Source organism: Nisaea sp., assembly GCF_965216895.1.
In the GTDB taxonomy this organism is placed as follows: Bacteria; Pseudomonadota; Alphaproteobacteria; order Thalassobaculales; family Thalassobaculaceae; genus Nisaea.
Map to the genome: position 1 here is coordinate 3,427,756 of NZ_OZ244205.1, position 20,167 is coordinate 3,447,922.

The following is a 20,167-nucleotide window of genomic DNA, read 5'->3' on the forward strand; positions in this document are numbered from 1 at the left end:
ACCAGTCAGATGGCAAGACCGTTCGAAGTGATCACTGTTACGGAAAAGCGTGTCGCCTGCGACGGCGGCAAGGGCGCGCTCGGCCACCCGCGGGTTTTTCTGACCATCGATCACCACGAAGGCAAGGTGACCTGCCCCTACTGCTCCCGCGAGTTCGTCTACAGCAAGCCGGTTGCCGGAGAGAGCGCGGCCTGATGCGCCTCAGGCAGCCGCCGGCTCACGGCCGGATATCTGCCAATAGAGATTCCCCTCCTTCTTCTTCAGCGCGAGGGCTCTGAGTTCGCCGTCCTGCGACGTCACCTCCACGTGCTCGAAGCCGGCGGCGAGGAGTTTCGCGGTGAGCGTCCTGCCGCTGAAAGCGGTTCTGTGGGCCATGAAGTCATTGCCCGCGACCAGTTCCCAGGAAGCGCCGAACAGCATGTCCAGACCGGTCACCTCTCTCGGGCCGTCGAGAGTCTGTGCCTCGTAGAGCTTGGTCTCCGGGCCATGCTCCAGGATGGTCCGGCAGACCGCCACCAGATCGGGTGTCCGCACAATGGCAAATCCGGAATCGTCCAGCACACGGTGGAAGTTGCCAAAGCAGATCGGGATCTCGTGAAAATCGAGATGCTCGACATTGTGTTTCGAGAACAGCAAGTGCCCGGCGCCGTCGGCGATCTTCGATAGGGTCTTGATATCGTCGATGACATCGGCCTCTACGCTCGGATCGAGATCGACGCGGATTTCTTTCCACTCTGTCTTGAAATCCAGCGGCGGCAGGACTTCCGTGCTCTGGTGCCCGCAGCCGACATGCAGGAGTGTTTTCATAAGGTTCGCTATTCCGTATCTGCCGGGACGCCGGGATGTTGACGGTGATGGATCATTCGGGCGCGCCGGACAGGCTTGCGGCGCGGCCGGTGACGTCCCAGTAAACGTTGCCCTCGATCTTCTTCAAGGCGATCGCAAAGAGTTCGAGCCCTGTCGAGACCGTTCGGACTTCGACTCCCTCGAAGCCGGCTTCGCGGAGCTTGCTGTACAGCGTCCGCTTGGTGAAGGCCGTGCGGTGCGCCATGAACCGGTTGCCTCTGGCGATTTCCCACGTCGCTCCGAAGAGCATGTCGAGGGCCATGATGTCGTGTTTCTCGCCATAGACGTCTGCGCGGTAGAGCGGGCGCTCGGGACCGTGCTTGATGACCCTGCGGCAGATGCCTTCCAGATCGGGCGTACGGATGGTGGCGAATCCCCTTTCTTCGAGCACCCGATGCAAGTTGGCGAGGCACTGAGGCACGGCGTGGGTTTCGAGATGCTCGATATTGTGTTTGGAGAACACCATCGTGGCCGACCCGTCCGGAATCTTTGACAAAGTCGCGATGTCGTCGATCACGTCCGGCTCGACCGAAGGGTCTATATCCACACGGACCTCGCGCCACTCGTTCTCGAAATCGAACCGCGGCAGGGTCTCGGTGCTCTGGCGCCCACAGCCCACATGAAGCAGAGTTTTCATCAAGTCTCGATTCGGCCTTTCCATTGAGTGGCGCATGCATACCGCCACCGATCCTTGTGTTCAATCGCCCAGACCGCCTGTTCTTGGCCAATTCGCTTGTCATGGGCTATCCCGACGCTAGACTCCGCGCTGGTTCCCCCGATGCCAGAGCTGGACCGCAGCCATGACCGATCTCGCCATTCCTGACGATCAGACCGCCGCCGCGAACGGCGACAATCATCTCTATCTGGTCGACGGCTCCGGCTATATCTTCCGCGCCTTTCATGCCCTGCCGTCGATGAACCGGTCGGACGGCACCCCGACGAACGCCGTCTTCGGCTTCACGAACATGCTGCTGAAGCTGGTCGAGGATATCGAGGCGGACCATGTCGCCGTTATCTTCGACACCAAGCGGTTGACCTTCCGCAACGAGATCTATTCCGACTACAAGGCCAACCGGGACGAGCCGCCGGAGGACCTGCGCCCGCAATTCTCGCTGATCCGGGATGCCGTCCGGGCCTTCAACGTGCCGTGCCTGGAGATGGAAGGCTACGAGGCGGACGACCTGATCGCGACCTATGCGAAGCAGGCCAGGCAGAAGGGGATGCGGGTCACCATCGTTTCCTCCGACAAGGATCTGATGCAGCTCGTCGATGACGGTGTCGACATGTTCGACCCGATGAAAAACCGGGCGATCGGCCGCGACGAGGTGTTCGAGAAGTTCGGTGTCGGCCCGGAGAAGGTGGTCGACGTGCAGTCGCTCGCCGGCGACAGCGTCGACAATGTCCCGGGGGTGCCCGGCATCGGCATCAAGACGGCGGCGCAGCTCATCACCGAATATGGCGATCTCGACACGCTGCTGGCGCGGGCGGAGGAGATCAAGCAGCCGAAGCGGCGGCAGAACCTGATCGAGTTCGCCGATCAGGCCCGGATCTCCCGCGACCTCGTGCGCCTGAAGAACGATGTCGATGTCGAGGAGCCGCTGGAGCGGCTGACGGTCGAGGATCCGGACAGCGCGACCGTGCTCGCCTTTCTGAAGGAGATGGAGTTCAAGCGCCTGATCGCCCGCTACGAGGCGGAGCTGGCCGACGGAGAGGCGGCGGCCGGCGGCGGCAAGACGGCTGTTGCGCCGGCGGAGGGCTCGGTCGGCTCGCCGAAACCCGAAGGCGAGATTGCTTACGAACTCGTGCAGGAGAAGGCCGACCTCGAGCGCTGGATCGCGATGGCGCATGCCGAGGGGACGGTGGCAATCGATACGGAAACGACCTCGCTGAACGCCATGCGGGCGGAACTGGTCGGCATTTCCATGAGCGTGGTGCCGGGCCGGGCCTGCTACATCCCGCTCGGTCACGAGAGCGAGGGCGAGGCGCAGGGAAGCCTGCTCGACGGCGGCGTGGGGGGCGGATCGGGCAAGGAGCGTCCGAAGCAGATCGCGCGGGACGAGGCGCTCGGCCTGCTGAAGCCGCTCTTCGAGGATCCGTCGGTCCTCAAGGTCCTGCACAATGCGAAATACGACCTGCTTGTGCTGGCGCGGGAGGCGAACGGCGGCATGACGGTCGCGCCGGTCGACGATACGATGTGCATGTCCTACGTGCTCGAGGGCGGGCTGCACGGGCACGGACTCGACGAGCTGTCCGAGCTGCATTTCGACCACACCAACATCAAGTACGCGGAAGTCTGCGGCAAGGGAAAGACGCAGATCCCGTTTGCCGAGGTGGCGCTGGACAAGGCGCTCGATTACGCGGCCGAGGATGCGGACATGACCGTCCGTCTGCACCGCGCCTTGCGTCCGGAGCTGCCGAAGGCGGGCCTGCTCACCGTCTACGAAACGCTGGAGCGGCCGCTGATCCCCGTGCTGGTCGGCATGGAGAAGGCCGGTATCCGCGTCGATCCGCAGATCCTGCGCGACATGTCGAAGGATTTCGAGAAGCGGCTGGACGAGCTCGCGGTGCAGATCCACAAGCTCGCGGGCGCAGAGTTCAATATCGGTTCGCCCAAGCAGCTCGGAGAGATCCTGTTCGATCGCATGGGACTGTCGGGCGGCAAGAAGGGCAAGACCGGCGCCTATGCGACCGGGGCGGACGTCCTAGAGGAACTGGCGGCGCAGGGGCACGACCTGCCGGCCCGGGTGCTCGACTGGCGCCAGCTCTCGAAGCTGAAATCGACCTACACGGATGCGCTGGTCGGGGCGATCAATCCGGAAACCAAGCGCATCCACACCTCCTACTCGATGACCGGAGCGAGCACCGGGCGGCTGAGTTCGAACGATCCGAACCTGCAGAACATCCCGATCCGTTCCGAGGAAGGCCGCAAGATCCGCACAGCCTTCGTCGCCGAGCCGGGCAACAAGCTGCTGGCGGTGGACTATTCGCAGATCGAGCTGCGCCTGGTCGCCCATATCGCCGATATCGAAAGCCTCAAACAGGCCTTCCGCGACGGCATCGACATTCACGCCCAGACCGCCTCGGAAGTGTTCGGCGTGCCGCTGAAGGACATGGACCCGACGACGCGGCGCAACGCCAAGGCAATCAATTTCGGCATCATCTACGGCATTTCCGCCTTCGGTCTCGCCCGCCAGATCGGCACCGAGCCGGGTGTCGCGAAGAAATATATCGACGCCTATTTCGAGCGCTTCCCGGGCATCCGCGACTACATGACCGAGACCAAGAACGCGGCCCGCGAGCTCGGCTACGTCACGACGATCTTCGGGCGGCGCGTGCACATCCCCGGCATCAAGGACAACAACCCGGCCCGCCGCGCCTTTTCGGAGCGCGCCGCGATCAACGCGCCGATCCAGGGCTCGGCGGCAGACGTCATCAAGCGCGCCATGGTGCGCATCTCCCCGGCGCTTGACGAGGCAGGCCTGAAGGCGAAGATGCTGCTGCAGGTGCATGACGAATTGCTATTCGAGGTGCCGGAAGACGAACTGGAGAAGACCACCGGGGTGGTGCGCCGGGTGATGGAGGGGGCCGCCGAGCCGGTGGTCGAACTGTCGGTGCCGCTGGTCGCCGATGCCGGGACCGGCGACAGCTGGGCCGAGGCGCATTAGAGCGGGGTGTCATGAGTGATCTTCCGAGACCGAAGCCGAAACCCAGGGGCAAGCCTCTTCCCGTAACGGTTCGTCAGGCGGAGGAACGGGACAGGCCGCGGATGGTCGAGATCATGGACCAGTGCTGGGAGGCGACCTGGATGCCGTTTATGCCGCCGGCCGTTCCGGCGCGCTACCGCAGCGAGAATCTCGGCCGGGCCTTCGTCGAGCACGCCTGGCAGACCTGCCGGGTGGCCGAGGCGGATGACGGGAAGACCGGCGTGGTCGGCTTCTCATTTCTGCTCGACCGTCAGATCAAGACAATACAGGTGCTGCCCGACCACCAGCGCCGCGGCGCCGGCCGCGCGCTGCTCGAGGATGCCGAGGCCGAGCTCGCGAAAGCCGGGCATAATGCGGTCTATGTCGAATGCGACGTCTTCAACGCCCGCGCGGCGGTGTTCTACCGCGCCATGGGCTACGAGGAGACCGGCCGGATAGACACGGATATTCTCGGCTACAAGGTCGCGACGCACGTGTTCGAGAAGAAACTCGCCGGCACCTGACCGAAACGCCGCCGGCGGTCAGTCGGTGCGGGTGAGCCAGGCGTCCGCAGCCTCTGCCTCGTCCATCCGAAAGCCTTTGATCTCCAGCCCCGGGATCAAGGCGCCCTCGATATCGGAGGCTGTGCGGAGCCAGCTCTCGTCGCTTAGGACGGCGCAGCGGTCGAAGCGTCCGAGCATCTTGAAGAGGTCCGGCAGGTGTCCGAACTTCACGCCGATCGCGGCGAGGCTCGGCCAGGGAAAGCGCTGGAGCCGGTAGAGCAGCTGGCCGTGCTCCATGTCCTTCGTAAGCGCGATCAGCTCCTCGATCGCGTTCTGCATCGTGTCCTCGTCGATGCTGTCGCCCTCGAACTCCATCTCGATGCGGTTCGGCGCGGTTTTCGCGATCCTGATCATGGGTGGGCTCCCGTCTGTTGCGTGAACAGCATATGGGGACGGATCTGGCCGGCCAAAGGGGCGGGATGTCGCGCTTTCGCAAATACACGTCATCCCGACGGACGTCGGGATCCACTCGTCGGCCGTGGATCCCGATTTGCACGGGATGACAATCTTGGCTTAGCACGCAACAGAAACAGAAAAGGCCGCCCGGAGGCGGCCTTTTCGTCATTCAGCATGAAGCAAAGATCAGGCGGCGGCCTTGACCCCGGCCTCGATCACGGCGGCTTCGACATATTTTTCGAACTGCCGGAAGTTTTCCTGGAAGCGCCCGCGGAGGTCGGCGGCGGTGGCGTCGTAGGCCTCCTTGTCCGACCAGCTGTTGCGCGGATCGAGCACGTCCGACGGCACGCCCGGGCAGCTCTCCGGAATGAAGAGGCCGAAATGCGGCTCCTGCTTGACCGGCACATCGTCGAGCTTCCCGGCAAGCGCGGCGCGGACCATGGCGCGGGTGAAGGCGATCTCCATCCGCTTGGCGCCGGAGCCGGCGCGGCCGCCCTGCCAGCCTGTATTGACCAGCCAGCAGGTCGCGCCGTGCTGGGCGATACGCTCGCGCAGCATTTCGCCGTAGACGCTCGGATGACGCGGCATGAAGGGCGCGCCGAAACAGGTCGAGAAGGTCGCCTGCGGATCGTTGCCGAGCCCCTTTTCCGTCCCGGCGACACGGGCGGTGTAGCCTGAGAGGAAGTGGTACATCGCCTGTTCCGGCGTCAACTTCGAGATCGGCGGAAGAACGCCGAACGCATCCGCCGTCAGCATCATGATGTGCTTCGGATGACCGGCAACGCCGCTGATATCGGTGTTCGGGATGAAATCGATCGGATAGCAGGAGCGGCTGTTTTCGGTCAGGCTGCCGTCGTCGAAATCGATCACCCGCGAGTCGGGGTCGTAGACCACGTTTTCCAGCACGGTGCCGAAGCGTTGCGAGGCGGCGTAGATCTCCGGCTCGGCCTCTTCGGAGAGCCGGATCACCTTGGCGTAGCAGCCGCCCTCGAAATTGAAGATTCCCTTGTCGGACCAGCCATGCTCGTCGTCACCGAGCAGGATGCGGGTCCCGTCGGAGGAGAGCGTCGTCTTGCCGGTGCCGGAGAGGCCGAAGAAGATCGCGCTCTCGCCCTTCTCGGAAACGTTGGCCGAGCAGTGCATCGGCAGCACGCCGACATCGGGGAGCATGTGGTTCAGGATGCCGAAGATCGACTTCTTGATCTCGCCCGCGTACCAGCTGCCGCCGACGATCACGAGGCGCTTGTCGAAATTGACCAGGATGAAGGTCTCGGAATTCAGCCCGTCGGCCTCGCCCGCAGCCTGCAGGCCCGGGGCCTGAAGCACGGTGAACTGCGGCTCGAAACCTTTCAGTTCGGCCGGTTCGGGGCGACGGAACATGTTCTTGGCGAAGAGATTGTGCCAGGCGGTCTCGGTCACGACGCGGACCGGCAGACGGTAGTCCTCGTCGGCGCCGGCGAAGCAGTCGAGCACGTAGCAGTCGCGGTTCTGCATGTAGCCGGCGAGCCTGCGGTGCATCTCGTCGAACAGCTCCGGCGTGCAGGGCCGGTTGACGTCGCCCCAGTTGATCTGCTCGTGGACCGACGGCGTGTCGACGATGAACTTGTCCTTCGGAGAGCGGCCGGTGTGCTTGCCGGTCTCGACCGCGAGCGCGCCGCCGGGGACAATCTGTCCCTCGTCGTTGCGGATCGCATGTTCGTAGAGTTCCGCCACGGAGAGATTCCAGTAGGCGGTTCCGAGATTGAACAGCCCGTGCTGTTCCAGATCCTTGGCGGATCGATCCTGGCCCATGAGACTCGTTTCCTCGATCTAGCTTCAGTAACTCCGCGCGGAAATTACGACTCTTTATGAGCGGTTCCGCTCCGCTGGGGTCGGAGATTGTTACGAGTCTGTTTCGGCGATTGCAACCGCCGGAAGCCGCCGATCCGTGAAAAAACCGCCGATCATTCCGCGGCACTCTGACGCGCGCGCCTGACGAGGCTGACCAGCGCCTTCCGCGTCTCCTCGGCGTCTTCAACCGGCGCGTCGTAATCGAGGCGCGCGACGGCGCCGCCGAGACGCAGGTCGCAGCCTTCCGTATCGCAACCGGTCATCTCCCAGCCTTCGCCGGAAAGCCCCAGAAGAACAGAGGCATAGAGCTGGTTCGCGTCGGCATGGTCCGCGTTCATGTGTTCCACGATCCCAGCCTCCGCCGCCTCCAGGGCCTCCGAGCGCGCGGCCAGGATATCCTTTGCCTCGACCCAGTGGATACGCCCGAAGCCCGCGACGATGTGCGCCCGTTCGACCTCGACCCTGTAGAAGTTGAAATCCCTGAAGGTGGCGAACATGCGCGCGGAGGGATGGCGGCGGAGATAACGCTCGGCCAGCCTCTCGTCCTCGATCCTCGCGACTCGACCGAGCACGGTCGCGCGCGGACCGGTCAGCGGCTCGTCATAGCCGCCGGTCCCGTCGAACAGCAGCGAGACCCGCGGATCCGCCTTCAGGTTCTTCGTGTGCTCGGCGAGATCGGAGAGCAGAAGCAGCGGGGAGCCGTCCTGGTCGACCGCGACCATGACGAGGGAGCCGTAGGGCCAGCCGCCGTCCGCCATGCCGGTCGCAAGCGTCGCGCGGTCGAGCGAGCGCATGAGATGGCGGATCTGGGTACCGGGTGTCTGTGTCTCGGTCTCGCTCATGGTTCTCGGTCTCCGTCCGCTTCTTTGGCCGGAATCAATATCGTGCCGGGAGAGAAGCGCAAGGGCGGATGGCCGGCGGTGGATCCCGACCTGCGCCGCCGAAACAATGCCCAAAGCTTGTCACAGCTTCGCCCCATTCCGACATCATTGAGACCATAGGAGATTGAGGCACCTGTCACGCCGGCTGGTCCGATAGCGCGGACAGGTGCAGAATTGGGGACGTCGCAAGTCGGCGGGAAGGGCACGAAACATGAGCACCATCGCACTGGTCGATGACGATCAGAACATCATCACCTCGGTATCCATCGCGCTCGAGGCGGAAGGCTTCGAGGTCCGCTGCTTCAAGGATGGCGAGGAGGCGCTGCGCGGGCTGAGCCAGCGTCCGGTCGACCTTGCCATACTCGATATCAAGATGCCGCGCATGGACGGCATGGAGCTGCTCGCCCGGCTGCGCCGCCAGAGCGCGCTGCCGGTGATCTTCCTGACCTCGAAGGACGACGAACTGGACGAGGTGCTCGGCCTCAAGATGGGCGCCGACGACTACATCACCAAGCCGTTCTCCCAGCGCCTCCTGATCGAGCGCATCCGTGCCCTGCTGCGGCGTCAGGAACTGGCCCAGGACGAGGCCAATCCGGCGAGCGAGGCCGTGCTCGCGCGCGGCGACCTGATGATGGACGGCTCGCGTCATCTCTGCGCCTGGAAAGGCAAGCCGGTTCCGCTCACCGTGACCGAGTTCCTGATCCTGCGCTCTCTCGCCACCCGCCCGGGACATGTTAAGAACAGGGATCAGTTGATGGATGCCGCCTACGGCGATGCGGTCTATGTCGACGATCGGACGATCGACAGCCACATCAAGCGCATCCGCAAGAAGTTCAAGGGCGTGGATGACGATTTCGAGCAGATCGAGACGCTTTACGGTGTCGGGTACCGCTATCGCGACCCGGCCATGGTGCCCGCCGGCTCGGCATGAGCTTGTCCTTGGCGGAGAGTTTCCGCGCGCTCGGGCGCCGGCGGAAATTCCGGGGCGTGGCTGAGATGCCGGAGAAAGCGGACACCGCCGCGCATGACAGACCGGCGGCCGAGGGCGCGCGCCGGCGTCCGCGCATTTCCGGACTGACGCTGCGCATCCTCGCGATCAATCTTTTTGCCGTCGCGATCCCGCTCTTCGGCCTGCTCTACATGGACCGCTATCGGGACAACCTGATCGAGGCGGAACTGGAGGCGCTGACCCGGCAGGGCAGCATCTTCGCCAAGGGTGTCGCGGCACTTGCCGTCGAGCCGGAATTTTCCGAGGCCACCGAGCTTTCCAAGGATCTGGTCCGGCGTATGGTGCGCCATGCCTCGGATCAGTTCGGCACGCGCCTGCGCCTGTTCGCGCCGGACGGTCACCTGATGGCGGACAGCAACAGCTTCGGGCGCCGTGGCGGCGTCGTGCAGATCCGCCCGCTTCCGCCGCCGCAAGAGTCCGGGCTGTCGCCCTCGCTCTGGCTCGACGCTCTTTATGACCTTTTGGTGAACTGGCTGCCCCGGGGCGGCGATTTCCCGCGCTACGAGGAAGCGCAGATCCAGCAGGCGACGGATTATCCGGAGGCGAGAGACGCCTTGCGCGGGCTGAATGCCCGCGCGGTACGCACCCAGCCGGACGGCCGCCTGATTCTGACCTCGGCGGTGCCGGTGCGCCGCTACAAGCAGGTGCTCGGCGCGCTGATGCTGAGTGTCGACGGCGACGAGATCGACAATGCGATGCGCGACGTGCGTTTCGAAATTCTCGGCGTCTTCGCCTTCGTCTTCGCCGTCACCATCCTGCTTTCGCTCTATCTCGCCGGGACCATCACCCGGCCGGTGCAGCGCCTTGCCGCGGCGGCGGAACGGATTCGCCGCGACCGCACCCGGGAGACCGAAATCCCGGGTTTCGAGGGGCGCGGCGACGAGATCGGCGATCTCGCCCGCGCCATGCGTGAGATGACCGAGGCCCTTTGGCAGCGGATGGACGCGATCGACCGCTTCGCCGCAGACGTCGCGCACGAGATCAAGAACCCGCTGACCTCGGTCCGGAGCGCGGTCGAGACCGCGGCGAAGGTGCAGGATCCGGAAAAGCAGAAGAAGCTGATGGGGATCATCCTCGATGACGTGCAGCGCCTCGACCGCCTGATCAGCGACATTTCGGAAGCGTCGCGCCTGGATGCCGAACTGTCCCGGACCGGGACCGGGACGGTCAATCTGGCGGCGGTGCTGGCGACGCTGGCCGAGGTCTACACAACCGCGGACAACCGGCACGGTGTCCGCGTCGAGACCACTGTCAACGGTTCGGCCGATCTCAGCGTGCGCGGCAGCGAGAACCGGATCGTCCAGGTGATCCGCAACCTGGTCAGCAACGCGATCACCTTTTCGCCGGAGGGTGGCTCTGTGCGGCTGACGGCGGGGGCCGATCCGCTCGACGGCCGCGAGGTCATCGTCACTGTCGAGGATGACGGTCCGGGCATTCCGGACAACAAGCTCGAGGCGATCTTCGACCGGTTCTATTCCGAGCGGCCGTCCGGCGAGAAGTTCGGCACCCATTCCGGGCTCGGCCTCAGCATCTCCCGGCAGATCGTCGAGGCCTCTTCCGGCCGGCTCTGGGCGGAGAACCGGATCGGCGCGGATGGCTCTGTCATTGGGGCCCGGTTCGTCATACGTTTACCCCGCGTGATGGGGTGAGAGCCGAACCTGTCCGGGTGGAGATCCGATGGAACTGGTATATGGCACGACCGTCGCCGTCGATGGACGAGCGGTGCTCTTGCGCGGCCCGAGCGGCAGCGGAAAATCCGATCTGGCGCTGCGCCTGATCGCGGCCGGAGCGCAACTGGTGGCGGACGATCAGACACGACTGGTCCGCGAGGCCGGGCGGCTGGTGGCGAGTGCGCCCGATACGATCGCGGGACAGCTGGAGGTGCGCGGTGTCGGCATCGTGCCGGTGGAGAATGTGCGCCGGGCGCCGCTCGATCTTGTCATCGACCTGGTGCCGCCGGAGCAGGTCGAGCGCTACCCGGAAGCAGGGACCTGCTCCTATCTGGAGGTCAGCGTGCCTCTGCTCGCGCTGACTCCTTTCGAAGCATCGACACCAGCCAAGGTGCGGCTTGCACTGACCCACTTCACGACCAGATAATGCGGCCTTCGCAGCTGCGCGTTTAGGGGGAGACGAACGTGCGAGAATCCGCGGAAACGGGCGGAAAACCGATGCGTGTCGTGCTGGTGACGGGGCTTTCCGGCGCGGGGCGCACCACCAGCCTGAAGGCGCTCGAGGATGCCGAGTTCGAAGCGGTGGACAATCTGCCGCTGTCGCTCCTGCCGGCCCTGCTGGCGCCGCGGACGAACGCGGACGGAGGGCACCGGATCGCCGTCGGCATCGACACGCGGACCCGGGATTTCACGCCGCAGCGCCTGACCGGTGAACTCGCCGCCCTGCGCGTCCGAAGCGATATCGAACTGACCGTGGTCTTCCTCGATTGCGACGAGGACGTGCTGGTCCGGCGCTTCACCGAGACCCGGCGGCGCCATCCGCTTGCCATGGACCGCCCCGTCGCCGACGGAATCCGCACCGAACACGAGATGCTGGCACCGCTGCGGGAGCAGGCGGATGTAACGCTCGACACCTCGCGGCTCAGTGTCGCCGATTTCAAGCGGGTCTTCGCCGAACAGCTCGGCATCGGGGGACAGGGCGGTCTGACGGTGACGGTGACCTCTTTCTCATTCCGCCGCGGATTGCCGCGCGAGGCGGACATGGTTTTCGATGTCCGTTTCCTCAAGAACCCGCATTACGACGAAGCCCTGCGGCCACTCGACGGGCGCGACCCTGCGGTCGCGGACTATGTCGCGGCGGACGGGGACTTCGCGGCCTTCTACGAGCGCCTGACCGGTTTCCTGAAGCCGCTCATGCCGCGCTTCCAGGCCGAGGGGAAGAGCTACCTGACCATTGCGGTCGGCTGCACGGGAGGGCGGCACCGCTCGGTATTCGTCGCCGAAAGGGTGGCTCGGGAGTTGAAGGCGGGCGGCCTTGCTGTCACGCTGCTACATCGTGACGTCGACCGGAGCGGTCAGGATTGACTCTCGGGTGTGGCAGGGTAATTCGACTGAACGACACCAAAACAGTGCAAAGAACACTGGCAGACGGGGGCTAACCAAATGGGTGCGGAGGCATCGGAATTGCCGATAGGCATTGTATTGGTCACGCATGGCCGGCTCGCCGACGAGTTCCGCTCGGCGGTGGAACATGTGGTTGGGCCGCAGGAACATCTGGCGACCGTCTGTATCGGGCCGGAAGACGATATGGAACAGCGGCGGGCGGAGATTCTGGAGAGCGTGGGAGCGGTCGATCAGGGCCGCGGCGTGATCGTGCTGACCGACATGTTCGGCGGAACGCCGTCCAATCTCGCGATCTCGATCATGGAAAAGGCGAATGTCGAGGTTCTTGCGGGGGCGAACCTGCCGATGCTGATCAAGCTGGCGAGTGTCCGCGGCACGCTCGATCTCGCCGCGGCGGCTGCCGAAGCGCAGGATGCCGGGCGGAAATATATTCGCATCGCGTCCCAGGTCCTGGCCGGAACCGATTCATGAGCGGGGAAGCCGTGGCGGACCGGTGTACGGCGCGCGACCTGACGATCGTCAACCAGCGCGGACTGCATGCACGCGCCGCGGCGAAATTCGTGAAGCTCGCCGAGAAATTCGAGGCGGAGATTTCCGTCACCAAAGGCGATATGACGGTATCCGGACGCTCCATCATGGGGCTGATGATGCTGGCGGCGGCGCCCGGATGCACGATCCGCGTGGCGGCCGAGGGCGGGGATGCGGACTCCGCGCTGGAGGCCATTGCAAAACTGGTGGACGACAAGTTCGACGAAGATTGAGGAACAGACCCCGATGGTGAAACGGGCATCCGGAAAGACCGGAGAACGGGTAATCGACGGGGTCGGCGTTTCCGCTGGGGTCGCGATCGGCGTCGCCCATGTGGTCGAGACCGGTCTCGGCCAGCTGCCGGAATACGAGATCGATGAGAGCGCGGTGGAGGCCGAGGCGGGTCGCTTCCGCGCGGCGCTGGCAAAGGCGCAGAAACAGGTCAGCAAGCTCCGTCAGAAGACCGTCGGGATGCCGGATTCGGTGGCGGAGGAACTGGCGCCACTGCTCGACGCGCATGCCGCCATGCTCGGCTCCAGCCGCCTCGGCAAGGGGATAGAGAGCCAGATCCGCGAGCGGCGGATCAACGCGGAAGCGGCGGTCCAGCATGTCGTCCACGAAATCGCCGAAGCCTTCGCGGCGATGAAGGACCCCTATCTCGCCGCGAGGGTGACGGATGTTCGGGACGTCGCAGGCAGGGTGCTGCGCAATCTCGCTGAAAAACCCTATCAGGCCTTTTCCGTACTGCCGAAAGACGCGGTCATCATCGCCGACGAACTGAGTCCGGCGGACACGGCACTGCTCGACCCCAAGCGGGTGGCGGCGCTGGCGACGACCGCGGGCGGGCCGGAGGGACATTCCGCGATTATGGCGCGTTCTCTGGGATTGCCGGCGGTTCTCGGGGTGCCCGGGCTGCTCGGCAAGGTACGGTCGGGCGATCGCGTGCTGGTCGACGGCGAGCGCGGTCGGATCGTCATCTCCCCGAGTGCGGAGACCCTGGCCGAGTTCGAGCGCAAGGCCGAGGCGCGGAAGAGGCTCGAGCGCCAGCTCGCCCGCCTGCGCTCGCTGCCGGCGGAAAGCCGCGACGGGGAGATCATCGCCCTGCAGGCCAATCTGGAATTGCCGCGGGATGTCGAACCGGCCCTGACGGCGGGGGCGGAAGGGGTCGGCCTGCTGCGCACCGAGTTCCTGTTCATGAACCGGGACACCCTGCCCGACGAGGACGAGCAATATGCGGTGCTGCGGGGGATCGTGGAGGGGCTGGGGGGCCGTCCGGTGACGATCCGGACGCTCGATGTCGGCGGGGACAAGATCTCGACGGCACTCGGCGGGCGGGTCGGGGTTTCGCCGAACCCGGCACTGGGATTGCGCGGTATCCGGCTCTCGCTCGCCGAGACCAGGTTGTTCGAGACCCAGCTCGCGGCGATCCTGCGCGCCGGCGCGCACGGGCCGGTCCGGCTGCTCCTGCCGCTGATTTCCTCGGCCGAACAGATCCGCCAGGCGCGCAAGGTGATCACGAGGGTGGCGCGCCGTCTGATCCGCAAGGGCGTTCGCATCGCCGACCCGGTCCCGCCGCTCGGCGCCATGATCGAGGTCCCGGGCGCGGCGCTGATGGCCGACGGGCTTGCGCGCGAGGTCGATTACTTCGCCATCGGAACCAACGACCTGACCAGCTACGCGCTCGCCATCGACCGCAGCGACGAGTCCGTGGCGGGTCTCTACAATCCGCTGCATCCGGCGGTGTTGAGGCTGATCCAGTTCACCGTCCAGGCCGGGCACCGGGCCGGGATCCCGGTCAGTATCTGCGGCGAGATCGCGGGCGACCCGCGCTATGCCCCGCTGCTGGTCGGGCTCGGCGTCAGGGACCTTTCCATGACCTCGCACAGCATCCCGCGCGTGAAGCAAAGAATCCGTTCAATCGATACCGGTGCGGCGACGCGGCGGGCCCTGGCGATCATGGACCAGGGCGACGAAGGGCGGATCTCCGCGCTGCTGGACGATTTCAACGACAGTCTCTAGTCTCCGCTTTTCTTTCCCGCTCCTTCGGGTGTGCCCCAGATGACCTTTGCCTTGAATGCGGATGTGCTCGGCGCCATCGAGCCGCCGATCGCCGAATCCCAGACCTGGATCGCCGGCCGGACCTTTCCGGCCGAGAAGCCGTTGCTTGACCTCTCACAGGCCGTGCCGAGCTATCCGCCGGCCCGGGAACTGACCGATCATGTCGCCGAGCGCGCCGCGCATTTCGAGACCGCGCAATATTCGGTCATCCGCGGACTGCTGGAGCTGCGTCAGGACCTCGCGGCCCATGTCGGACGGCGTTATGGCGGCAGCCTCGGCCCGGAGCATGTGCTGATCTCGGCCGGTTGCAACCAGGCCTTCTGCATGGCGATCCTCGCCGTCGCCGGGGCGGGCGACGCGGTCATGCTGCCGGTGCCCTATTACTTCAATCACCAGATGTGGCTGGAGATGCAGGGGATCGCGCCGATCCACCTGCCGTTCCGCTTCGACCGGGCGGGCGTGCCGGATCCCGAGCAGGCGCGCGAGATGCTGACAGAAAAAACGAAGGCCATCGTGCTGGTCAGCCCGAACAACCCGACCGGCGCGGTCTATCCGCCGGAGGTGATCGCGCAGTTCCGTGACCTCGCTGCGGAAAAAGGCATCGCGCTCATTCTCGACGAGACATACCGGGACTTTCTGGAGGACGAGAACGGTCCGCCGCACAATCTGTTCCAGGACGAGAAGTGGGGTGAGACGCTGATCCAGCTCTACAGCTTCTCCAAGACCTTCAGCCTGACCGGCTACCGGGTCGGCTCCGTGATCGCGGGGGAAAAGGTGATCGACGCGGTGACCAAGATCATGGACACGATCCAGATCTGCACGCCCCGGATCTCGCAATACGCCGCGCTCTACGGCCTGCGCCATGTCTGGCCCTGGGTGGCCGAGAAACGCGCGATGCTCAAGGGCCGCAAGGAGGCGCTGGAAGCGGCTTTCCGCTCGAACGATCTCGGCTACGAACTGGTTTCGGCCGGGGCCTATTTCTCCTATGTCCGCCATCCCTTCGAGGGTCTGACGGCGAAACAGGTCGCCCGAAAGCTGGCGGACGAGGAGAACATCCTCTGTCTGCCCGGCAGCTTCTTCGGGCCCGGGCAGGAGCGCTTCCTGCGCCTCGCCTTCGCCAATGCGAGCGCTGAAATCATGCCGGAACTCGCCAAGCGCCTGCGCGCCAGTCTGCCGGCGTGACGAGGATTCGCCCCTACGATCCGGAGCGGGACGATCTCGCGGAGATCGTCGCGCTGGTGCATCGGGCATTCGGGGAATATCGCGGGAAACTCAAGCCGGAAAGCGGCGCGCTGTCGGAAGATGTGCAGAGTCTGGCGTCACGGCTTGAGAAGAACCGGCTGTTTCTGGCGGAGGAAGAGGGCAGGCTCCGCGGCGCTGTGTTCGCGGCGGGGAAGGGAGATGCGGTCTATCTCGACCGGCTCTCTGTCGATCCAGGCGCGCGTGGCCAAGGGGTTGGGCGGAGCCTGATTGACGCGGTGATAGCGCATGCAAGGGAAATCGGCGCCGAACGCGTCACGCTCGGCGTCCGTCTCGCCCTGACGCAGAACATCGCCTATTTCCAAAGGCAGGGCTTCGTCGAGACCGGCAGGCAGGCCCATGCCGGCTACGATGCGCCAACCTCGATGGATATGGAGAGGCGGCTCTAGCCGTGCGTCTGGATGAATGCCGAGAGCCGCCGGGCGGCCTCGTCCAGCGTCTCGTCGGAGGCGCCGAAGCTGAGCCGGAGATGGCCTTCCAGCATCCTGCCGAAGCCCTCGCCGGGCAGCAGCGAGACGCGCTGTTCCTCGAGTAGCTTCCAGGCGAAGTCGATGGCGTTCCAGCCGGTCTCGCGGATGTCCAGCATCAGGAACATGCCGGCATCGGGCTTGCGCAGCTTGATCTTCGGCACCGCGGCGAGGCCCTCGCAGACCCGGTCGCGGCGCTGGCGGTAGAGTTCGCGGATGCTGTCGACGGTGTCTTCCGCCTCGTCCAGCGCGGTCATCGCCGCTTCCTGCACGAAGGGCGGCGTGCCGAACAGCATCGAGCCCATGACCATTTCGACCGCCTCGATCGTTTCGGGGTCGGCGACGATCCAGCCGAGGCGCCAGCCGGTCATGGCGTGGCTCTTGGAGAAGCTGTAGACCGAAATGGCCCGGTCCTTCATGCCGTCGATCAGGCGCGGGCAGTAATGCGGCTGCTCGTAGGTCATGGTGCAGTAGACCTCGTCCGAGATCAGCCAGAGATCGTGTTCCCGGCAGAACGCGGCGACCGCTTCCATGGTCTCGCGCGGCCAGACGGCACCGGTCGGATTGTTCGGCGAGTTGATCACGACCGCCCTGGTCTCGGGCCGGAGCGCGGCATGCACCTCGTCCATATCCGGCAGGAAGCGGTTTTCCGGGTGCAGAGGCACCTGGGTCAGGGTCGCCCCGCGCGCGATCAGCGCGCCGTAATAGGTGACATACATCGGATCGAACGCGATCACGTGGTCGCCGGGATTGAGGGTGGCGAGGCCCGCGGTGAAGACGCCGCATTGGGCGCCGGGGACCACGGCGACGTTTTCCGCACCGACCGTCTCGCCGATCCGCTTGCTGTGGAAGGCGGCGATCTTCTCGCGCAGCGGCACCAGGCCGATGCTGGGCGTGTAGTGGTGATGTCCCGCGCGCAGCGAACTCACCGCGGTATCGACGATGCGCGTATCCGTGGTGAAGTCGTGATCGCCGACCGAGAGCACGATCAGATCGGTTTCGCCGGCACGCCAGCGCTTGCGGGCCGTTGAATGGACGGCCCAGGCGTCTTCGGCTTCGTCACCCTGCATGGCGGCGATATAGGAGGAATGGGACGGCATCGATCTTGTCTTTCGGCAGGCGGAAGGACCGCCACATAAGGCGGCGCGGCCGGACCTGTCAATCCGTCCACTTGCCGTTTGGCGGGTTGCCCCTACATTGCGGGCCTGATATAGCCCACATCGCTCGATACCGGCGGTCTGCCGGTGCGAATCTGTTCAAGGAGCTGCCCGAATGGCCGATACCGCGTTCACCGATTATAAAGTTGCCGATATTTCCCTCGCCGAGTGGGGCCGCCGCGAGATCGCCATCGCGGAAACCGAAATGCCGGGCCTGATGGCGCTGCGCGAGGAATACCAGGGCAAGAAGCCGCTGGCCGGCGCGCGGATCACGGGCTGCCTGCACATGACGATCCAGACCGCGGTGCTGATCGAGACCCTGGTCGATCTCGGCGCCTCGATTCGCTGGAGTTCCTGCAACATCTTCTCGACCCAGGATCAGGCGGCGGCGGCGATCGCGGCTGCCGGCATTCCGGTCTTCGCCTGGAAGGGCGAGACCGAAGAGGAATACGAGTGGTGCCTGCGCCAGACCATCAAGGGCCCGGACGGCTGGACCCCGAACATGCTGCTGGATGATGGCGGCGACCTGACGCTGATGATGCACGAGGACTATCCGGAGCTGCTCGACGAGGTGCGCGGCGTCTCCGAGGAGACCACGACCGGCGTGCACCGGCTCTACGAGATGGCCAAGGCCGGCACGCTCAAGGTCCCGGCGATCAACGTCAATGACAGCGTCACCAAATCCAAGTTCGACAATCTTTATGGCTGCCGCGAGAGCCTGACCGACGGCATCCGCCGGGCCACCGACGTGATGCTGTCCGGCAAGGTCGCGGTCATTGCCGGCTACGGCGATGTCGGGAAGGGCTCGGCCGCGAGCCTGCGCAACGGCGGTGCCCGCGTGCTCGTCACCGAGGTCGATCCGATCTGCGCCCTGCAGGCGGCGATGGAAGGCTACGAGGTCGTGACCATGGAGGAGGCGGCGCCGCGCGCCGACATCTTCGTCACAGCGACCGGCAACAAGGACATCATCACGATGGACCACATGCGGGCCATGAAGGACCGCGCCATCGTCTGCAACATCGGCCATTTCGACAACGAGATCCAGGTCGAGCCGCTCCGCAACCTGACCTGGCACAACGTGAAGCCGCAGGTCGACGAGATCGAGTTCCCGGACGGCAAGCGGATCATCCTGCTGGCCGAGGGCCGGCTGGTGAATCTCGGCTGCGCCACCGGTCATCCGAGCTTCGTGATGAGCGCCTCCTTCACCAACCAGACGCTGGCCCAGATCGAGCTCTGGAACCATTCCGACAAGTACGAGAAGCAGGTCTACGTGCTGCCGAAGAAGCTGGACGAGAAGGTCGCCGCGTTGCACCTGAAGAAGGTCGGGGCCATGCTGTCCCAGCTCTCCAAGGAGCAGGCCTCCTATATCGGCGTGACGCAGGAAGGCCCGTTCAAGCCGGAAACCTACCGCTACTAGAGACACGTCTTGAGCGGCGGCGCTTGACCCGCCGCCGCTCGCCCTTATCTGAAGCCATACGCACTTGCGTCGAGAGGACGGAACCATGCGCTGGCTTATTGCCGGTTTGATCGGAGCGGCGTTGCTGGCCGGAAAGGCCGAAGCACGCGAACTGGACCTGTCCTACGCGATCTATTTCGGCGGCTTTTCCGTCGCCGATTTCCAGTCGAAGATCGAATATGACAGCAGCGACTACCGGGTGACGACGGAAGCCCGCTCGGCAGGTGTCCTCGATTACTTCTTCCCGATCGAAGTGACGAGCGAAGGACTAGGTTCCCTCAGGGACGGCAGGGTCGAACCCAAAGCCTATCTCAGCCATGGCAGCTTCAAAGGCGAGCCGCGCCGGATCTCGCTCCGGAACCGGAACGGCGCCCCGCCGGAGATCGCGATGCATCCGCCGCGCGATCCGGACAAGCGCGATGCGGTCCCGGAAGCGCTTCAGCTCGGCACGCTGGACCCGTATGCGGCATTGGTCGCGCTCGCGCTCAGATCCGACGGCCATCCCTGCGAGGCGGAGCTTCCGGTCTTCAACGGCCGGACCCGGACCGACTTCAGACTGAGGCACGCGGGAAGCGACCGGTTGCAGAAGTCCGACTACAGCGCCTTCAGCGGGACCGCGGATCTTTGCGAGGTCGAATACGAGACGCTGGCCGGGGGCTACAAGAAGCCGTGGTTCGGCAAGGACAAGAGCAATTCGCGGACCCGCCTCTGGGTCACCCGGCTGAGCGCGGACGGACCTTGGATTCCCGTCCGGCTCGAGGCCGAAGGCGCGTTCGGCATGGTTGTCGGGCATATCACCGGTGCGTCCGAGCGGATCGACCTTGCCGAACGTATCCTGCTGAAACCCTGACCCGCCCACGCCCCCAGGCGCTGTCGAGCATGCACGGCGGCTGAGCTGCCGATTACCCGCCTTGGGCGGTGCCGCAAGCTGTTGCATATTGCGGCCTCGATAGGGCTTG

General features: G+C 65.1%; 20 protein-coding genes. 14 read left to right on the forward strand and 6 right to left on the reverse strand.

Going from position 1 to position 20,167, the window contains the following annotated elements:
• Positions 1–9 precede the first annotated feature (9 nt).
• Complete coding sequence (locus ACOOE1_RS16445; RefSeq protein WP_420403285.1) at positions 10–195, forward strand: zinc-finger domain-containing protein; 186 nt, start codon at positions 10–12, stop codon at positions 193–195.
• A 6-nt stretch (positions 196–201) separates the two neighbouring features.
• Here ACOOE1_RS16445 and ACOOE1_RS16450 read toward each other — a convergent pair whose 3' ends face one another.
• Together ACOOE1_RS16450 and ACOOE1_RS16455 are read right to left on the reverse strand one after the other, a co-directional pair.
• Positions 202–807, reverse strand: a complete 606-nt coding sequence (locus ACOOE1_RS16450; protein ID WP_420403286.1) for a class I SAM-dependent methyltransferase — start codon at positions 805–807, stop codon at positions 202–204.
• Between the two features lie 52 nt (positions 808–859).
• Positions 860–1,483: a class I SAM-dependent methyltransferase gene (locus ACOOE1_RS16455; protein WP_420403287.1), complete on the reverse strand. Its 624-nt coding sequence runs from the start codon at positions 1,481–1,483 to the stop codon at positions 860–862.
• A gap of 163 nt (positions 1,484–1,646) precedes the next feature.
• On the opposite strand from ACOOE1_RS16455, the gene polA reads away from it, so the two are divergent.
• Positions 1,647–4,511 (forward strand): DNA polymerase I, encoded by a 2,865-nt coding sequence (gene polA / locus ACOOE1_RS16460; protein ID WP_420403288.1) that lies wholly within the window; start codon positions 1,647–1,649, stop codon positions 4,509–4,511.
• Positions 4,512–4,522: 11 nt separating this feature from the next.
• Positions 4,523–5,053 (forward strand): GNAT family N-acetyltransferase, encoded by a 531-nt coding sequence (locus tag ACOOE1_RS16465; RefSeq protein WP_420403289.1) that lies wholly within the window; start codon positions 4,523–4,525, stop codon positions 5,051–5,053.
• An 18-nt stretch (positions 5,054–5,071) separates the two neighbouring features.
• On the opposite strand, the gene ACOOE1_RS16470 is transcribed toward ACOOE1_RS16465, so the two are convergent.
• The 3 genes from ACOOE1_RS16470 to ACOOE1_RS16480 form a co-directional block, all read right to left on the reverse strand.
• Positions 5,072–5,446, reverse strand: coding sequence for an STAS/SEC14 domain-containing protein (locus ACOOE1_RS16470; protein ID WP_420403290.1), 375 nt, complete (start codon positions 5,444–5,446; stop codon positions 5,072–5,074).
• A 228-nt stretch (positions 5,447–5,674) separates the two neighbouring features.
• On the reverse strand, positions 5,675–7,279 hold the full coding sequence (locus tag ACOOE1_RS16475) for a phosphoenolpyruvate carboxykinase (RefSeq protein WP_420403291.1): 1,605 nt from the start codon (positions 7,277–7,279) through the stop codon (positions 5,675–5,677).
• A 152-nt stretch (positions 7,280–7,431) separates the two neighbouring features.
• Positions 7,432–8,160 carry a HugZ family protein gene (locus ACOOE1_RS16480; protein ID WP_420403292.1) on the reverse strand — a complete coding sequence of 243 codons (729 nt, stop codon included), beginning with the start codon at positions 8,158–8,160 and terminating at the stop codon, positions 7,432–7,434.
• A 250-nt stretch (positions 8,161–8,410) separates the two neighbouring features.
• Between ACOOE1_RS16480 and ACOOE1_RS16485 the strand changes: the two genes are divergently transcribed.
• From ACOOE1_RS16485 to ACOOE1_RS16525, 9 genes are all read left to right on the forward strand, one after another.
• Complete coding sequence (locus tag ACOOE1_RS16485) at positions 8,411–9,130, forward strand: response regulator transcription factor (protein ID WP_420403293.1); 720 nt, start codon at positions 8,411–8,413, stop codon at positions 9,128–9,130.
• 65 nt (positions 9,131–9,195) lie between these two features.
• On the forward strand, positions 9,196–10,857 hold the full coding sequence (locus ACOOE1_RS16490) for a stimulus-sensing domain-containing protein (RefSeq protein WP_420406445.1): 1,662 nt from the start codon (positions 9,196–9,198) through the stop codon (positions 10,855–10,857).
• Positions 10,858–10,885: 28 nt separating this feature from the next.
• Positions 10,886–11,305 (forward strand): HPr kinase/phosphorylase, encoded by a 420-nt coding sequence (locus ACOOE1_RS16495; RefSeq protein ID WP_420403294.1) that lies wholly within the window; start codon positions 10,886–10,888, stop codon positions 11,303–11,305.
• A gap of 38 nt (positions 11,306–11,343) precedes the next feature.
• Complete coding sequence (rapZ, locus tag ACOOE1_RS16500; RefSeq protein WP_420403295.1) at positions 11,344–12,243, forward strand: RNase adapter RapZ; 900 nt, start codon at positions 11,344–11,346, stop codon at positions 12,241–12,243.
• Between the two features lie 99 nt (positions 12,244–12,342).
• Entirely contained in the window at positions 12,343–12,753 is a 411-nt protein-coding gene (locus ACOOE1_RS16505; protein ID WP_420403296.1) for a PTS sugar transporter subunit IIA, read from the forward strand.
• Positions 12,750–13,043, forward strand: coding sequence for an HPr family phosphocarrier protein (locus ACOOE1_RS16510; protein WP_420403297.1), 294 nt, complete (start codon positions 12,750–12,752; stop codon positions 13,041–13,043). The genes ACOOE1_RS16505 and ACOOE1_RS16510 overlap by 4 nt, the downstream gene beginning before the upstream one ends.
• Before the next feature lie 13 nt (positions 13,044–13,056).
• Positions 13,057–14,829, forward strand: coding sequence for a phosphoenolpyruvate--protein phosphotransferase (gene ptsP / locus ACOOE1_RS16515; RefSeq protein ID WP_420403298.1), 1,773 nt, complete (start codon positions 13,057–13,059; stop codon positions 14,827–14,829).
• Between the two features lie 39 nt (positions 14,830–14,868).
• Complete coding sequence (locus ACOOE1_RS16520; RefSeq protein ID WP_420403299.1) at positions 14,869–16,050, forward strand: aminotransferase; 1,182 nt, start codon at positions 14,869–14,871, stop codon at positions 16,048–16,050.
• Positions 16,047–16,517 carry a GNAT family N-acetyltransferase gene (locus ACOOE1_RS16525; protein ID WP_420403300.1) on the forward strand — a complete coding sequence of 157 codons (471 nt, stop codon included), beginning with the start codon at positions 16,047–16,049 and terminating at the stop codon, positions 16,515–16,517. The genes ACOOE1_RS16520 and ACOOE1_RS16525 overlap by 4 nt, the downstream gene beginning before the upstream one ends.
• Here the strand turns inward: ACOOE1_RS16525 and ACOOE1_RS16530 are convergent.
• On the reverse strand, positions 16,514–17,695 hold the full coding sequence (locus tag ACOOE1_RS16530; protein ID WP_420403301.1) for a pyridoxal phosphate-dependent aminotransferase: 1,182 nt from the start codon (positions 17,693–17,695) through the stop codon (positions 16,514–16,516). The genes ACOOE1_RS16525 and ACOOE1_RS16530 overlap by 4 nt on opposite strands.
• A gap of 172 nt (positions 17,696–17,867) precedes the next feature.
• Between ACOOE1_RS16530 and ahcY the strand changes: the two genes are divergently transcribed.
• A complete protein-coding gene (gene ahcY, locus ACOOE1_RS16535; RefSeq protein WP_420403302.1) occupies positions 17,868–19,169 on the forward strand; it encodes an adenosylhomocysteinase in 1,302 nt (433 codons plus the stop codon).
• An 85-nt stretch (positions 19,170–19,254) separates the two neighbouring features.
• Entirely contained in the window at positions 19,255–20,058 is an 804-nt protein-coding gene (locus tag ACOOE1_RS16540; protein ID WP_420403303.1) for a DUF3108 domain-containing protein, read from the forward strand.
• Positions 20,059–20,167 lie beyond the last annotated feature (109 nt).

Coding starts and splice junctions, on each gene's coding strand:
- ACOOE1_RS16495 (WP_420403294.1), top strand. CDS start 10,886: ATGGAACTGGTATATGGCACGACCGTCGCCGTCGATGGACGAGCGGTG.
- ACOOE1_RS16450 (WP_420403286.1), bottom strand. CDS start 807: ATGAAAACACTCCTGCATGTCGGCTGCGGGCACCAGAGCACGGAAGTC.
- polA (WP_420403288.1), top strand. CDS start 1,647: ATGACCGATCTCGCCATTCCTGACGATCAGACCGCCGCCGCGAACGGC.
- ptsP (WP_420403298.1), top strand. CDS start 13,057: ATGGTGAAACGGGCATCCGGAAAGACCGGAGAACGGGTAATCGACGGG.
- ACOOE1_RS16485 (WP_420403293.1), top strand. CDS start 8,411: ATGAGCACCATCGCACTGGTCGATGACGATCAGAACATCATCACCTCG.
- ACOOE1_RS16510 (WP_420403297.1), top strand. CDS start 12,750: ATGAGCGGGGAAGCCGTGGCGGACCGGTGTACGGCGCGCGACCTGACG.
- ACOOE1_RS16520 (WP_420403299.1), top strand. CDS start 14,869: ATGACCTTTGCCTTGAATGCGGATGTGCTCGGCGCCATCGAGCCGCCG.
- ACOOE1_RS16455 (WP_420403287.1), bottom strand. CDS start 1,483: ATGAAAACTCTGCTTCATGTGGGCTGTGGGCGCCAGAGCACCGAGACC.
- ACOOE1_RS16530 (WP_420403301.1), bottom strand. CDS start 17,695: ATGCCGTCCCATTCCTCCTATATCGCCGCCATGCAGGGTGACGAAGCC.
- ahcY (WP_420403302.1), top strand. CDS start 17,868: ATGGCCGATACCGCGTTCACCGATTATAAAGTTGCCGATATTTCCCTC.
- ACOOE1_RS16445 (WP_420403285.1), top strand. CDS start 10: ATGGCAAGACCGTTCGAAGTGATCACTGTTACGGAAAAGCGTGTCGCC.
- ACOOE1_RS16480 (WP_420403292.1), bottom strand. CDS start 8,160: ATGAGCGAGACCGAGACACAGACACCCGGTACCCAGATCCGCCATCTC.
- ACOOE1_RS16475 (WP_420403291.1), bottom strand. CDS start 7,279: ATGGGCCAGGATCGATCCGCCAAGGATCTGGAACAGCACGGGCTGTTC.
- ACOOE1_RS16470 (WP_420403290.1), bottom strand. CDS start 5,446: ATGATCAGGATCGCGAAAACCGCGCCGAACCGCATCGAGATGGAGTTC.
- ACOOE1_RS16540 (WP_420403303.1), top strand. CDS start 19,255: ATGCGCTGGCTTATTGCCGGTTTGATCGGAGCGGCGTTGCTGGCCGGA.
- ACOOE1_RS16465 (WP_420403289.1), top strand. CDS start 4,523: ATGAGTGATCTTCCGAGACCGAAGCCGAAACCCAGGGGCAAGCCTCTT.
- ACOOE1_RS16490 (WP_420406445.1), top strand. CDS start 9,196: ATGCCGGAGAAAGCGGACACCGCCGCGCATGACAGACCGGCGGCCGAG.